Origin of the sequence: Streptomyces violaceusniger Tu 4113 (assembly GCF_000147815.2) — a bacterium.
GTDB classification, from domain to species: domain Bacteria; phylum Actinomycetota; class Actinomycetes; order Streptomycetales; family Streptomycetaceae; genus Streptomyces; species Streptomyces violaceusniger_A.
On sequence record NC_015957.1, the window covers coordinates 2945228 to 2959703 of the forward strand.

Consider the following 14476-nt stretch of genomic DNA (forward strand, 5'->3'; position numbering starts at 1 on the left):
ACGCGGCAGTGATCCCGTGTCACCGCGACATCCTCCGGCTGAGCCGCGGAAACCCCGGGCCGGCCGAACGCCCCCGCGCCGCCGACCGGAATGCCGTGACCCGTTTTCCCCCGGCGTTCGAGGCTCTCCCGGCGGGCCGAAGTGGAAATCCACGGTGCCGACCGGTCGGTTTTCTCTCCGCTCCTGGTGGAACGGGTGGGACGGGCCGTTTCCCCGCACCTGCCGAGGCCGGCGAGAACGTACTCTCACCTCCGCTAAGAGCGTTTACCGCAGGGCGCCGCCGAGTGCGGCGATCGGCGATTCCCCGGCCGTTGCGAGAGCACTCCCGCGCCTTCTCCCCGAATGAATGTCCGACGTATGTACGGACGCTCCCCCGCGTCGTCCGCTGACCCGGACGGTGGTCGCTGAGCCAACCGGCGGGGCAACCCCACGGATCTGTGGCAGGGTCGGAGGACTAGCAGTTGAACCAGAGCCACTGTCACCGCCGCTGTTCACTAAACGGAGGCGCTGTATCGTGTGCGTGTACGCCGGGTTGTCGAGCGGCGCAGCATCAGGGAGGGGGACGCGTGTCGCCAGGGGAAGCGCACGTCGCACCGTACTCACGGCGCGAGCGCCTGCGCATCGCGACCATCCGTGAAATCAAGGACGTCGCCCGGACACTCCTGGTTCAGGAGGGCCCGGAAAATGTGACCATCCGCGCCATCGCGCGTGAGATGGGCATGACCGCGCCGGCCGTCTACCGCTACTTCAGTAGTCGGGATGCGCTGATCCTTCAGCTTCGGGTGGACATTTTCGAGGAGATGGCCCGCTTCATGCGCGGGGTCCTCGGTCAGCACCCCGAGGAGGAGCCGGGCCGCCGGTGGATCAGCGGCGCCCGCGCACTGCGCGTCTGGGCGATCAAGCACCCCCATGAGTTCGGGCTCATCCTCGGCCCGTGGGCCCCGGGGCTCGGCCGTGAGGAGACCAAGCCCGAGCGCCATATGAGCTGGGTCTTCGGCTCCGTCTACTCCGATCTGGTCGCCGATCTGTGGCGGGTGCGCGGCTTCCCCGCCCCGGAGGTCGAGGAGCTCGACCCCGGGCTCGCGACCACCCTCACCGCGCTCAGCGAGGACCAGGACGTCGACATGCCCCCCGGCGCCATCGCCGTGATGCTCCGCTGCTGGGTGCGGCTGTACGGGGTGATCTCCATGGAGGCGCTCGGCCATATGTCCTTCGCGCTCTCCGAGGGCCAGCACTTCTTCGAGTTCGAGCTCCGCGATCTGTGCCGTGTGCTGGACATCGCCGAGTTCTACGAAGAGGTCGTCTGAGGCCACGCGATGGCCCCCCGGAGACCGGTCCGGGGGCGTCCGCCGGTTACCCGCCCGGCGCCACATCGGAGGTCACATCGGGGTATCGCCCCGTACACGTGTACACCGAGAGGCGTAAGCTGTGGCAATCACCGTCCGGATCATGCCGGAGTCGGCCGTTGTCCCCTGTTCGGGGGCCAGGGGCCGGAGCCCGTTGACAAGACGGAGCGGCGTGTCCGGATCGTGCCGACCCTGGTAACCGGTGTAGAACGGGGGATGTGACGGCATTGGCTAGACGGCCCATCTCCAGCGCTCCCGCGGGGCCCGGTCGCCGGGATCCACGTGGCGTCCTGGGTCTCGCCCGTACGCCTGGCTGTCCACGGTGACCGTCGAGGACGAGCGCAGCGGGTCCCATACCACGTCGAGCAGCCGAAGCGGCGGGCAGGAAGCCGCTCGTGCCGTGCTCGACAAGGCCGCCCACGAGAACTTCCCCGTGGCCCCCTTCTTCCTGCCCCGCGCCTGGCGCACCGATCTGATGGCCGTCTACGGCTACGCCCGGCTGGTCGACGACATCGGCGACGGCGATCTGGCTCCCGGCGGCGCCGACGCCGAACTGCTCGGGCTGGACCGCGACCGGGCGGGCGACGCGCTCGCGATGCTGGACGCGTTCGAGGCCGACCTCCACCGGGTCTTCCAGCCCTTCGGGGAGCCGCGCCATCCGCTGCTGGCGGCCCTGCGCCCCACCGTCCACCGCCATGGCCTCACCCCCGAGCCCTTCCGCGGCCTGATCGAGGCCAACCGCCAGGACCAGCGGATCCGGCGGTACGCCACCTACCAGGAGCTTCTCGACTACTGCGAGCTGTCCGCCAACCCGGTCGGACGGCTCGTCCTCGGCATCACCGGCACCGCGAGCCCCGAGCGGATCCGCCACTCGGACGCCATCTGCACCGCCCTGCAGATCATCGAGCATCTGCAGGACGTGTCCGAGGACCTTCGCAGGGACCGCGTCTATCTGCCCGCAGAGGACATGAAACGCTTCGGTGTGACCGAGGCCGACCTCGCCGCCCCCAGGGGCGGCGCACGGTTGCGCGCCCTGGTCGCGAAGGAGGCGGAACGCGCCGCTGCCCTGCTGAATGAAGGCACCCCCCTGGTGGGTAGCGTCCACGGCAGGCTCAAGGTGCTGCTCGCCGGATTCGTGGCCGGGGGGCGGGCCGCCCTGCGGGCGGTCGCGGCCGCGGGACATGACGTACTCCCTGGACCGCCCAGGCCCACCAAGCTCAGCCTGCTGCGCGAGGTGGGGGCGACACTGCGAAGAGAGGGGTGAGCCGGACCGTGAAGGGATCTCCGCACGCGTCCGCGCCAGTGCTCGCGGCGTACCGCTATTGCGAGGCCGTGACCGGGCACCAGGCCCGCAACTTCGCCTACGGCATCAGGCTGCTGCCGACGGAGAAGCGCCATGCGATGTCGGCTCTGTACGCCTTCTCCCGCCGGGTCGACGACATCGGCGACGGCCCCCTCGACCCGGAGGCCAAGCGGGCCCGGCTGACGGACACCCGTGCCCTGCTGGACCGGATGCGGGGCGGCGGGATCGAGGAGGACGACACCGACCCCGTCGCCGTCGCCGTCGCCCATGCCGCACACCGCTTCCCGATCCCGCTCGACGCGCTGGACGAGCTGATCGACGGCGTGCTGATGGACGTGGCCGGGCAGACCTACGAGACCTGGGACGACCTCAAGGTCTACTGCCGCTGCGTGGCGGGCGCCATCGGGCGGCTGTCGCTCGGCGTCTTCGGGACCGCCCCCGGCACCGGCCACAGCGAGGACGAGCTCGAGCGCGCCCCGTACTACGCCGACACCCTCGGGCTCGCCCTGCAGCTCACCAACATCCTCCGGGACGTCCGCGAGGACGCCGCCACCGGGCGCACCTATCTGCCCGCCGACGACCTCGCCAAATTCGGCTGCGCCGACGCGTTCCGCGGCTCCACCGCACCGCCCGACGCCGACTTCACCGGCCTGGTCCACTTCGAGGTGCGCCGGGCCAGGGCGCTCTTCGCCGAGGGCTTCCGGCTGCTGCCGCTGCTGGACCGGCGCAGCGGGGCGTGTGTGTCCGCGATGGCGGGCATCTACAGCAGACTCCTGGACCGGATCGCCAAGGATCCCGCGGCCGTCCTGCGCGGCCGCGTCTCGCTGCCGGGACACGAGAAGGCGTATGTGGCGGTGCGCGGGCTGGCCGGTCTTGACGCCCGCGCGGTCGAGCGCCGTGGCACCGGGAGGCCGGTGTGACCCATTCGACCCTGGGCTCCGCCCCGGCCGCCAGACGCAGCCCCGCCGGGCGGAGCGCGCTGGTGATCGGCGGCGGGCTCGCCGGTACGGCGGCGGCGCTCGAGCTGGCCGACGCCGGGCTGCGGGTCACCCTGGTCGAGGGCCGCCCCCGGCTGGGCGGCCTTGCCTTCTCCTTCCACCGCTCCTCCCCGGCGGGCGAGCTGACCGTCGACAACGGCCAGCATGTCCACCTGCGCTGCTGCACCGCCTACCAGTGGTTCCTGGACCGGGTGGGCGCCGCCCGACTCGCCCCGCTCCAGGGCCGGTTGGACATCCCCGTCCTCGACGCCCAGGGGCGCAGCGGACGGCGGCTCGGCCGGCTGCGCCGCACCGCCCTGCCGGTGCCGCTCCATCTGTCCAGGAGCCTGGCCACCTACCCCCATCTCTCCCTCGCCGAGCGCGCCCAGGTGGGCCGCGCCGCGCTCGCCCTCGGGCGGCTCGACCCCCAGGACCCGGCGCTGGACGGGGTGGACTTCGCCGGCTGGCTGCGCCGCCACGGCCAGTCGCCGCGCGCCGTCGAGGCGCTGTGGGACCTGGTCGGCGTGGCCACGCTCAACGCCACCGCGCCGAACGCCTCGCTGGGCCTTGCCGCGATGGTCTTCAAGACCGGGCTGCTCTCCCGGCCCGACGCCGCCGACATCGGCTGGGCCCGCGCCCCGCTCGGCGAGCTGCACCACACCCACGCCCACCGCGCCCTGGACGCGGCGGGCGTGACGACCGAGCTGCGCACCCGGGTGACCGCCGTCACCCGCACCCCCGAGGGCCGCTGGAGCGTGGCCCCGGCCGGGCGGCCGGGGGACGAGCCACCGGCCGAGGCGGACGTGCTGGTCCTGGCCGTACCGCAGCGCGAGGCGCACGCCCTGCTGCCCGACGGCGCCCTGAAGGACCCCGGCAAGCTGCTGCGCATCGGCACCGCGCCGATCCTCAATCTGCATGTGATCTACGACCGCACGGTGCTGCGCCGCCCGTTCTTCGCCGCGATCGGCTCCCCCGTCCAGTGGGTCTTCGACCGTACGGACGCCTCGGGGCTCAGGGACGCGCCCGGGGCCGGGGACAGCCAGTACCTGGCGGTGTCGCAGTCCGCCGCCTACGACGACATCGACCGCCCGGTGGCCGAGCTGCGCGAGCGCTATCTGCCCGAGCTGGAGCGGCTGCTTCCGGTCGCCCGCGGGGCAGAGGTGCGCGACTTCTTCGTCACCCGGGAGCGCACCGCCACCTTCGCCCCCGTTCCCGGCGTCGGGCTCCTGCGGCCCTCCGCCCCGACCGACGCGCCCGGTCTCTACCTGGCCGGTGCGTGGACCGCCACCGGCTGGCCCGCGACCATGGAGGGCGCCGTGCGCAGCGGTCTTTCCGCCGCCCGGGCGGCCCTCAGCCACCTCGGCCGCTCGCATGTGAACCCTCTCCCCGCCCCGGGCGGGGAGTCGCCCAAGGAGGCGGCATGAGCACCACCACCAAGAACAGAGGAGAGACCGTGACCCCGGCGACCCCCGCTGTCGACACCGCAGGAGTCATGGCGTTGCTGGAGCGCGGCCGCACGCTCGCCACGCCGGTGCTGCGCGCCGCCGTGAACCGGCTGGCCCCGCCCATGGACACCGTCGCCGCCTACCACTTCGGCTGGATCGACGCCGAGGGCAACCCGGCGGAGGGCGACGGCGGCAAGGCCGTGCGCCCCGCGCTCGCCCTGCTGTCGGCCGAGGCGGCGGGCGCCGCCCCCGGGGCCGGGGTGCCCGGCGCGGTCGCGGTCGAGCTGGTGCACAACTTCTCACTGCTCCACGACGACCTGATGGACGGGGACGAGCAGCGCCGCCACCGCGACACCGTCTGGAAGGTGCACGGCCCGGCCCAGGCCATCCTGGTCGGTGACGCCCTGTTCGCCCTGGCCAACGAGATACTGCTGGAGCTCGGCACCGCGGACGCCGGGCGGGCCACCCGCCGGCTCACCGCCGCCACCCGCAAACTCATCGACGGCCAGGCCCAGGACATCTCCTACGAGCACCGCGAGCGGGTCACCGTCGAGGAGTGCCTGGAGATGGAGGGCAACAAGACCGGCGCCCTGCTCGCCTGTGCCGCCTCGATCGGCGCCGTGCTCGGCGGCGCCGACGACCGCACCGCCGACACCCTGGAGCGCTACGGCTACCACCTGGGCCTCGCCTTCCAGGCCGTCGACGACCTGCTCGGCATCTGGGGCGACCCGGCGACGACCGGCAAGCGGACCTGGAGCGATCTGCGCCAGCGCAAGAAGTCCCTCCCTGTGGTCGCCGCGCTCGCCGCCGGCGGCTCCGACTCCGAGCGGCTCGCCCAGATCCTCGCGGCCGACGCGCACAAGCCGGAAGAGGAGTTCGCCGACTTCTCGGAGGAGGAGTTCGCCGTCCGCGCCGCGTTGATCGAGCAATCAGGTGGCCGGGACTGGACCTCCCAGGAGGCCCGCAGACAGCATGCGACCGCCATGGCGGCGCTGGACTCGGTGGACATGCCCGCCGAGATCCGGGCGCGGTTCGTGGCGCTCGCCGATTTCGTCGTCGTACGAGAGAGATGATCGCCATGGACCGCTAGTTCGCAGTCGCCGGCCGGCATCCAGCCGGGGTGCCGGCCGACGGAAGCCCCAAAGACGGCAGATGACCACACTGCAGAGGGGAAGCCATGACAGCGACACCGACCGTCCAACCCTCCGAGTCATCCGAGTCCAAGACCTTACGTTTCGCCCGTGAGGCGACGGCCCGTGCGGTGGAGCACCTGCTGTCCCGCCAGGACGAGCGCGGCTGGTGGAAGGGCGACCTGGAGACCAACGTCACCATGGACGCCGAGGATCTGATGCTCCGGCAGTTCCTCGGTATCCAGGACCCCGACACCCTCGACGCCGCGGCCCGCTTCCTCCGCTCCCAGCAGGGCGCCGACGGCACCTGGGCCTCCTTCCACGGCGGGCCGCCCGAGCTCTCCACCACCATCGAGGCGTATGTCGCCCTGCGGCTGGCCGGGGACGAGCCCGACGCCCCCCATATGGCCGCCGCCTCCGCCTGGGTGCGCTCCCGGGGCGGCATCGCGGCCGGCAGGGTGTTCACCCGGATCTGGCTGGCCCTCTTCGGCTGGTGGCGCTGGGAGGACCTGCCCGAGCTGCCACCGGAGATCATCTACTTCCCGAAGTGGCTGCCGCTCAACATCTACGACTTCGGCTGCTGGGCCCGGCAGACCATCGTGCCGCTGACCATCGTCTCGGCCAAACGCCCGGTGCGCCCGGCCCCCTTTCCCCTCGACGAGCTCCACACCGACCCCCGCAGACCCAACCCGCCCCGCCCGCCGGCCCCCATCGCCTCCTGGGACGGCGCCTTCCAGCGGCTGGACCGGGCCCTGCACGCCTACCACAAGGTCGCCTTCCGCCCGCTGCGCCGGGCCGCGCTGCGCTCCTGCGCCCGCTGGATCGTGGAGCGGCAGGAGAACGACGGCTGCTGGGGAGGCATCCAGCCACCCGCCGTCTACTCCGTCATCGCCCTCCACCTGCTCGGCTACGACCTCGACCACCCGGTGATGCGCGCCGGTCTGGAGTCGCTCGACCGCTTCGCGGTGTGGCGCGAGGACGGCAGCCGGATGATCGAAGCCTGTCAGTCCCCGGTCTGGGACACCTGCCTGGCCGCCATCGCGCTCGCCGACGCCGGGCTCGCCCCGGACCACCCGGCGCTGGTCAAGGCCGCCGACTGGATGCTGGCCGAGCAGATCGACCGGCCCGGCGACTGGTCGGTGCGGCGGCCCGGCCTCCCCTCCGGCGGCTGGGCGTTCGAATTCCACAACGACAACTACCCCGACATCGACGACACCGCCGAGGTCGTGCTGGCGCTGCGCCGGGTCGACCACCCCGAGCCCGAGCGGATCGAGGCGGCCGTGCGGCGCGCCATGCGCTGGACCCTGGGCATGCAGTCCAAGAACGGGGCGTGGGGCGCGTTCGACGCCGACAACACCAGCCCGCTCCCCAACAAGCTGCCGTTCTGCGACTTCGGTGAGGTCGTCGACCCGCCGTCGGCCGATGTCACCGCGCACGTCGTCGAGATGCTCGCCCACGAAGGGAGGACGTACGACGCCCGCACCCGGCGCGGTATCGCCTGGCTGCTGTCCGAGCAGGAGCCGAGCGGGGCCTGGTTCGGCCGCTGGGGCACCAACTACGTCTACGGCACCGGCTCCGTCGTCCCCGCGCTGATCGCCGCCGGCGTCCCGGCCTCCCATCCGGCGGTCCGCCGGGCCGTCCGCTGGCTGGAGAGCGTCCAGAACGAGGACGGCGGCTGGGGCGAGGACCAGCGCTCCTACCTCGACGCCGAGTGGATGGGCCGGGGCGCCTCCACCGCCTCGCAGACGGCGTGGGCGCTGCTCGCGCTGCTGGCGGCGGGGGAGCGGGACGGCGCGGCCGTCGCGCGCGGGGTCACCTGGCTCGCCGAGACCCAGCGGGCGGACGGCTCCTGGGACGAGCCGTACTTCACCGGCACCGGCTTCCCCTGGGACTTCTCCATCAACTACCACCTGTACCGGCAGGTCTTCCCGGTCACGGCACTGGGCCGGTATGTCCACGGCGAGCCCACCGGGGCGCGACCGCGGAGCGGTTGATGTCCGCCGACCCGGCCCCGGAGGCCGGCGGTGCTCCGCTGCTGATCGCCTGTGCGCTCGGCATCGAGCGGTTCGCCCTGCGCGGCGCCGGGCCCGGCGCCGCCGCCGGGCCCGTGACCGTGCTGCGCACGGGCATGGGGCCGCAGGCGGCCGAGCGCGCCGTGACCCGGGCGCTGACCGGAAGGTCCGGTGAGCCCGGAGAGCCGGCGGTGTGCGGAGTGCCGCGCACCGCCGTCATCGCCACCGGCTTCTGCGCCGGACTGGCCCCCGGGATGCATCCCGGGGACATCGTTGTCGCCGACGAGACCCGCGATCCGGCGGGCCGCACCGTATGCACCGGCACCCGGATCCTCGCCGACGCCCTGTCACAACTCCTCCCCGGCCCTCTTCCGGGCGGCCCCCGCCGGGCCGTGCACATCGGCCCGGTCGTGGGCTCCGACCATGTGGTGCGCGGCGCGGAGCGGGCCGCGCTGCACAGCACCGGCGCCATCGCGGTGGACATGGAGTCCGCCGCGACCCTGCGCACCGCGGTATGCCACGGCGTCCGTCCGGTTGCGGCCGTCCGGGTGGTCGTGGACGCTCCTGAACATGAACTCGTCCGTATCGGCACGCTCCGCGGTGGAATATCAGCTTTCCGGGTACTGCGGACCGTTCTTCCCGCTTTCTTTCACTGGCACCATTCTTCGCTGCTCCCAGGAGGTGAACTAGATGGCCATGCCACTCCGCCAGACCATCCGGGTCGCGACGTATCTCTTTGAACAGAAAATGATCAGGCGACGGGACAAGTTCCCGCTGATCGTCGAGCTCGAGCCGCTGTTCGCGTGCAATCTCAAGTGCGAGGGCTGCGGAAAGATCCAGCATCCGGCAGGGGTCCTCAAGCAGCGCATGCCCGTCGCCCAGGCGGTGGGCGCGGTGCTGGAGTCGGGTGCCCCGATGGTGTCCATCGCGGGCGGTGAGCCCCTGATGCACCCGCAGATCGACGAGATCGCACGACAACTGGTGCAGCGGAAGAAGTACGTCTTCCTGTGCACCAACGCGATGCTGCTGCGGAAGAAGATGCATCTGTTCACCCCCTCCCCGTACTTCGCCTTCGCGGTGCACATCGACGGGCTGCGGGAGCGGCACGACGAATCGGTGGCGAAGGAGGGGGTGTTCGACGAGGCGGTGGAGGCCATCAAGGAGGCCAAGCGGTGCGGCTTCCGGGTCACCACCAATTCCACGTTCTTCAATACCGACACCCCGCAGACCGTCGTCGACGTGCTCGACTTCCTCAATGACGAGCTTGGGGTGGACGAGATGATGATCTCGCCCGCCTACGCCTATGAGAAGGCGCCCGACCAGGAGCACTTCCTGGGCGTCGAGCAGACCCGCGAGCTGTTCCGCAAGGCCTTCGCCGGAGGCAACCGGCGCCGCTGGCGGCTCAACCACAGCCCGCTCTTCCTCGACTTCCTCGAGGGCAAGGCGGACTTCCCGTGCACCGCGTGGGGCATCCCCAACTACTCGCTCTTCGGCTGGCAGCGCCCCTGCTATCTGATGAGCGACGGCTATGTCCCGACCTACCGCCAACTGGTCGAGGAGACCGACTGGGACAAGTACGGCCGCGGCAAGGACCCGCGCTGCGACAACTGCATGGCCCACTGCGGCTATGAGCCCACCGCGGTCCTGGCCACCATGGGCTCCCTCAAGGAGTCGCTGCGCGCCGCCCGCGAGACCGCCGCCGGAAGCCATGGGTGACGGGATGAGCTCAGCGCAACCGGTCGCGCTCGGCCTGCCCGCCATGCCGGGCAGGCCGCTCGCACCACGCCGGGTCTCGCGCCGCCTCCAGGTCGGCCAGGTGGCCGTGGGTGGCGACGCTCCGATCTCGGTTCAGTCGATGACGACGACGGTGACGGCGGATATCGGGGCGACGCTGCAGCAGATCGCGGAGCTGACGGCGTCGGGCTGTCAGATCGTGCGGGTGGCGTGTCCGTCGCAGGATGACGCGGACGCGTTGCCGGTGATCGCGAAGAAGTCGCAGATTCCGGTGATCGCCGACATTCATTTCCAGCCGAAGTATGTGTTCGCGGCGATCGATGCCGGGTGTGCGGCGGTGCGGGTGAATCCGGGGAACATCCGGCAGTTCGACGACAAGGTCAGGGAGATCGCGAGGGCGGCGTCGGATGCGGGTGTGCCGATCCGTATCGGGGTGAACGCGGGGTCGCTGGACAAGCGGCTGCTGGAGAAGTACGGGAAGGCCACGCCGGAGGCGTTGGTGGAGTCGGCGTTGTGGGAGTGCTCGCTGTTCGAGGAGCACGGTTTCCGGGATATCAAGATCTCGGTGAAGCACAACGATCCGGTGGTGATGGTCAACGCTTACCGTCAGCTCGCGGCGCAGTGCGACTATCCGTTGCATCTGGGGGTGACGGAGGCGGGTCCGGCGTTCCAGGGGACGATCAAGTCGGCGGTGGCGTTCGGTGCGCTGCTGAGTGAGGGGATCGGGGACACGATCCGGGTCTCGCTGTCGGCGCCTCCGGCGGAGGAGGTCAAGGTCGGGATCCAGATTCTGGAGTCGTTGAATCTGCGGCAGCGGCGGCTGGAGATCGTTTCGTGTCCGTCGTGTGGGCGGGCGCAGGTGGATGTGTACAAGTTGGCGGACGAGGTGACGGCCGGTCTGGAGGGCATGGAGGTTCCGCTGCGGGTCGCGGTCATGGGGTGTGTGGTGAACGGCCCCGGTGAGGCGCGTGAGGCGGATCTGGGTGTGGCTTCGGGCAACGGCAAGGGGCAGATCTTCGTCAAGGGCGAGGTCATCAAGACCGTGCCGGAGTCGAAGATCGTGGAGACCCTGATCGACGAGGCCATGAACATCGCGCGGCGCATGGAGGACGAGGGGGTCCCGTCGGGCACCCCGGACGTCACCGTGGGCTGATACACGAGGAGGGGAACCGACCATGCCGTTGCTGGAGAACATCCGGGGCCCGCACGACCTCAAGGCGCTGACCGGTGAGGAACTGGACGTGCTCGCCCAGGAGATCAGGGAATTCCTGATCGACGCGGTGGCCAGGACCGGAGGCCATCTGGGACCGAATCTGGGCGTGGTCGAGCTGTCCATAGCCCTGCACCGCGTCTTCGACTCACCCGCCGACCGCATCCTGTGGGACACCGGCCACCAGTCCTACGTCCACAAACTGCTCACCGGCCGCCAGGACTTCTCCAAGCTCCGCCACAAGGGCGGACTGTCCGGCTATCCGTCACGGGCCGAATCCGAGCACGACATCATCGAGAACAGCCATGCCTCCACCGTGCTGGGCTGGGCCGACGGCCTCGCCAAGGCCAATGAGGTGCGCGGCGCCACCGACCATGTGGTCGCCGTCATCGGGGACGGGGCGCTGACCGGCGGGATGGCCTGGGAGGCGCTCAACAACATCGCCGCCGCCCGGGACCGCCCGCTGGTCATCGTCGTCAACGACAACGAGCGCTCCTACGCGCCGACCATCGGCGGGCTCGCCAACCACCTCGCCACCCTCCGCACCACCGACGGCTACGAGCGCTTCCTGGCCTGGGGCAAGGAGGTGCTGCAGCGCACCCCCGTGGTCGGCCAGCCGCTGTACGGCTCGCTGCACGGCGCCAAGAAGGGGTTCAAGGACGCCTTCGCGCCGCAGGGCATGTTCGAGGACCTCGGGCTGAAGTACGTCGGCCCCATCGACGGCCATGACACCGAGGCGGTCGAGTCGGCCCTGCGCCGCGCCAAGCGGTTCCACGGCCCGGTCCTCGTCCACTGCCTCACCGAGAAGGGCCGGGGCTACCGGCCCGCACTGGAGGACGAGGCGGATCGTTTCCACACCGTCGCCGCGATGGACCCGCTCACCTGCGCGCCCCTCATCCCCTCCGGCGGCCGCTCATGGACCTCGGTGTTCGGGGAGGAGATGGTGCGGATCGGTGCCGAGCGGCCCGATGTGGTCGCCCTCACCGCCGCGATGCTGCACCCCGTGGGCCTCGCCGGCTTCGCCGAGGCGTATCCCGAGCGGGTGTGGGACGTCGGCATCGCCGAGCAGCACGGGGCGGTCTCGGCGGCCGGGCTCGCCACCGGCGGACTCCACCCGGTCTTCGCCGTCTACGCCACCTTCCTCAACCGTGCCTTCGACCAACTGCTGATGGATATCGCGCTGCACCGCTGCGGGGTGACCTTCGTCCTGGACCGGGCCGGTGTCACCGGCACCGATGGGCCGAGCCACAACGGCATGTGGGACATGTCCGTCCTCCAGGTGGTGCCGGGACTGCGGATCGCCGCCCCGCGCGACGCCGACCAGTTGCGCGCCCAATTGCGCGAGGCCATCGACGTGGCCGACGCGCCGACCGTCATCCGCTTCCCCAAGGAGTCGGTGGGGCAGCCCATCGCGGCGATCGACCGCGTCGGCGGGATGGACGTCCTGCGCCGGGGCGAGGACGTCCTCCTCGTCGCGGCCGGGATCATGGCCACCGTCGCGCTGCGCGCCGCCGAGCTGCTGGCCGAGCGCGGTATCGGCTGCACGGTCGTCGATCCGCGCTGGGTCAAGCCCGTCGACCCCGAACTGCCCGGACTCGCGGCGCGCCACCGGCTGGTGGCCGTCGTCGAGGACAATGTGCGCACCGGCGGGGTGGGCGCGGCGGTCGCCCAGACGCTGCGGGACGCCGAAGTCGACCTGCCGGTGCGGACGTTCGGCATCCCCGAGGAGTTCCTGGCCCATGCCAAGCGCGGTGAGGTGCTCGCCGACATCGGGCTCACCCCGGCCGAGATCGCGGGCCGGATCGGGGCGGCCCTGACCCGTATCGCGGTCCGCCCGGAGCGCGCGAGCACCGCCGCCGAGGCCCGTACCGCCGCGCAGGCCCGTACCGTCGCCGCCAAGGAGAGCCAGGGATGACAGCAGCCGAGCAGCAGCGGCGTTCGGGCTTCGACCTCGGGAAGCTGCTGGCCGAGCGCGCCTCGGAGCGGTACGACCTGCACACCCGGCATCTCAACCACCAACTGCCCCGGATGCTGCAGACCATCGGATTCGACAAGGTCTACGAACGGGGCGAGGGCGCGTACTTCTGGGACGACGAGGGCCAGGACTACCTCGATATGCTCGCCGGCTTCGGGGTGATGGGCCTGGGCCGCCACCACCCCGTGGTCCGCAAGGCGCTGCACGACGTCCTGGACGCCGGCCTGGCCGATCTGACCCGCTTCGACTGCCAGCCGCTGCCCGGTCTGCTGGCCGAGCGGCTGCTGGCCCACGCCCCCCATCTGGACCGGGTCTTCTTCGGCAACAGCGGCACCGAGGCCGTCGAGACGGCCCTGAAGTTCGCCCGCTACGCCACCCGTAAGCCACGCATCCTCTACTGCGCCCACGCCTTCCACGGGCTCACCACCGGCTCGCTGTCGGTCAACGGCGAGGACGGCTTCCGCAAGGGGTTCGCCCCGCTGCTGCCCGACACCGCCATCGAGATGGGCGATCTCGACGCGCTGGAGCGGGAGCTGGCGCGCGGGGACGTGGCGGCGTTCGTGGTGGAGCCCATCCAGGGCAAGGGGGTGCACGAGACCCCGCCCGGCTTTCTGCGCGCCGCGCAGGAGCTGCTCCACCGCCACAAGGCGCTGCTCATCGCGGACGAGGTGCAGACCGGCCTCGGCCGCACCGGGGACTTCTTCGCCTACAGCCACGAGGACGGCGTCGAACCGGATCTGGTGTGCGTGGCCAAGGCCCTCTCCGGGGGCTATGTGCCGGTCGGCGCGACCCTCGGCAAGGACTGGATCTTCCGGAAGGTCTACTCCTCGATGGACCGGGTGCTGGTCCACTCGGCCAGCTTCGGCGCCAACGCCCAGGCCATGGCGGCCGGGCTCGCCGTCCTCGCCGTGATGGAGGACGAGCAGATCGTGGCAGGCGCCCGCCGCACCGGCGATCTGCTGCGCCAGCGCCTCGCCGCGCTCGTGGACCGCTACGAGCTGCTGCACGACGTCCGCGGCCGGGGGCTGATGATCGGCATCGAGTTCGGCAGGCCCAGCTCACTGGGGCTGCGCAGCCGGTGGGCGATGCTGCAGACGGCGCGCAAGGGGCTGTTCGCGCAGATGGTCGTCGTCCCGCTGCTGCGGCGCCATCGCATCCTCACCCAGGTGTCCGGGGACCATCTGGAGGTCATTAAGCTGATCCCGCCGCTGATCATCGGCGAGCGGGAAGTGGACCGGTTCGTCGAGGCGTTCACCGCGGTCATGGACGACGCACACCAGGGCGGCGGCCTGATGTGGGAGTTCGGCCGGACTCTCGTCAAGCAGGCGGTGGCCAACCGCTGAC

Annotated in this window: 11 protein-coding genes; all 11 read left to right on the top strand. The window is 71.4% G+C overall.

Features of this window, described 5'->3' with window-relative positions; genetic code table 11:
* Positions 1-566: 566 nt before the first annotated feature.
* Positions 567-1307 (top strand): TetR/AcrR family transcriptional regulator, encoded by a 741-nt coding sequence (locus STRVI_RS12785; RefSeq protein ID WP_014056063.1) that lies wholly within the window; start codon positions 567-569, stop codon positions 1305-1307.
* Between the two features lie 439 nt (positions 1308-1746).
* Complete coding sequence (hpnC, locus tag STRVI_RS12790) at positions 1747-2610, top strand: squalene synthase HpnC (protein ID WP_014056064.1); 864 nt, start codon at positions 1747-1749, stop codon at positions 2608-2610.
* Positions 2607-3569, top strand: coding sequence for a presqualene diphosphate synthase HpnD (gene hpnD, locus STRVI_RS12795; protein WP_435532582.1), 963 nt, complete (start codon positions 2607-2609; stop codon positions 3567-3569). The genes hpnC and hpnD overlap by 4 nt, the downstream gene beginning before the upstream one ends.
* Entirely contained in the window at positions 3566-5050 is a 1485-nt protein-coding gene (hpnE, locus tag STRVI_RS12800) for a hydroxysqualene dehydroxylase HpnE (protein ID WP_014056066.1), read from the top strand. The genes hpnD and hpnE overlap by 4 nt, the downstream gene beginning before the upstream one ends.
* Positions 5047-6144 (top strand): polyprenyl synthetase family protein, encoded by a 1098-nt coding sequence (locus tag STRVI_RS12805; protein ID WP_014056067.1) that lies wholly within the window; start codon positions 5047-5049, stop codon positions 6142-6144. Before hpnE ends, STRVI_RS12805 begins: the two co-directional genes overlap by 4 nt.
* Before the next feature lie 104 nt (positions 6145-6248).
* Positions 6249-8195, top strand: coding sequence for a squalene--hopene cyclase (gene shc, locus STRVI_RS12810; RefSeq protein WP_014056068.1), 1947 nt, complete (start codon positions 6249-6251; stop codon positions 8193-8195).
* Positions 8195-8953 carry a phosphorylase family protein gene (locus STRVI_RS12815; protein WP_014056069.1) on the top strand — a complete coding sequence of 253 codons (759 nt, stop codon included), beginning with the start codon at positions 8195-8197 and terminating at the stop codon, positions 8951-8953. Before shc ends, STRVI_RS12815 begins: the two co-directional genes overlap by 1 nt.
* Positions 8904-9929 (top strand): adenosyl-hopene transferase HpnH, encoded by a 1026-nt coding sequence (gene hpnH / locus STRVI_RS12820; protein WP_014056070.1) that lies wholly within the window; start codon positions 8904-8906, stop codon positions 9927-9929. Before STRVI_RS12815 ends, hpnH begins: the two co-directional genes overlap by 50 nt.
* 4 nt (positions 9930-9933) lie before the next feature.
* Positions 9934-11100 carry a flavodoxin-dependent (E)-4-hydroxy-3-methylbut-2-enyl-diphosphate synthase gene (gene ispG, locus STRVI_RS12825; protein WP_251982613.1) on the top strand — a complete coding sequence of 389 codons (1167 nt, stop codon included), beginning with the start codon at positions 9934-9936 and terminating at the stop codon, positions 11098-11100.
* Positions 11101-11122: 22 nt separating this feature from the next.
* Positions 11123-13072, top strand: a complete 1950-nt coding sequence (gene dxs / locus STRVI_RS12830; protein ID WP_014056072.1) for a 1-deoxy-D-xylulose-5-phosphate synthase — start codon at positions 11123-11125, stop codon at positions 13070-13072.
* Positions 13069-14475 carry an aspartate aminotransferase family protein gene (locus STRVI_RS12835; protein WP_014056073.1) on the top strand — a complete coding sequence of 469 codons (1407 nt, stop codon included), beginning with the start codon at positions 13069-13071 and terminating at the stop codon, positions 14473-14475. Before dxs ends, STRVI_RS12835 begins: the two co-directional genes overlap by 4 nt.
* The last annotated feature ends 1 nt before the right edge of the window (position 14476 follow it).

What these genes read in the sequence shown, in the direction of transcription:
- STRVI_RS12805 (WP_014056067.1), top strand. Translation starts at nt 5,047, where the DNA reads ATGAGCACCACCACCAAGAACAGAGGAGAGACCGTGACCCCGGCGACC.
- shc (WP_014056068.1), top strand. Translation starts at nt 6,249, where the DNA reads ATGACAGCGACACCGACCGTCCAACCCTCCGAGTCATCCGAGTCCAAG.
- STRVI_RS12815 (WP_014056069.1), top strand. Translation starts at nt 8,195, where the DNA reads ATGTCCGCCGACCCGGCCCCGGAGGCCGGCGGTGCTCCGCTGCTGATC.
- hpnH (WP_014056070.1), top strand. Translation starts at nt 8,904, where the DNA reads ATGGCCATGCCACTCCGCCAGACCATCCGGGTCGCGACGTATCTCTTT.
- ispG (WP_251982613.1), top strand. Translation starts at nt 9,934, where the DNA reads ATGAGCTCAGCGCAACCGGTCGCGCTCGGCCTGCCCGCCATGCCGGGC.
- dxs (WP_014056072.1), top strand. Translation starts at nt 11,123, where the DNA reads ATGCCGTTGCTGGAGAACATCCGGGGCCCGCACGACCTCAAGGCGCTG.
- STRVI_RS12835 (WP_014056073.1), top strand. Translation starts at nt 13,069, where the DNA reads ATGACAGCAGCCGAGCAGCAGCGGCGTTCGGGCTTCGACCTCGGGAAG.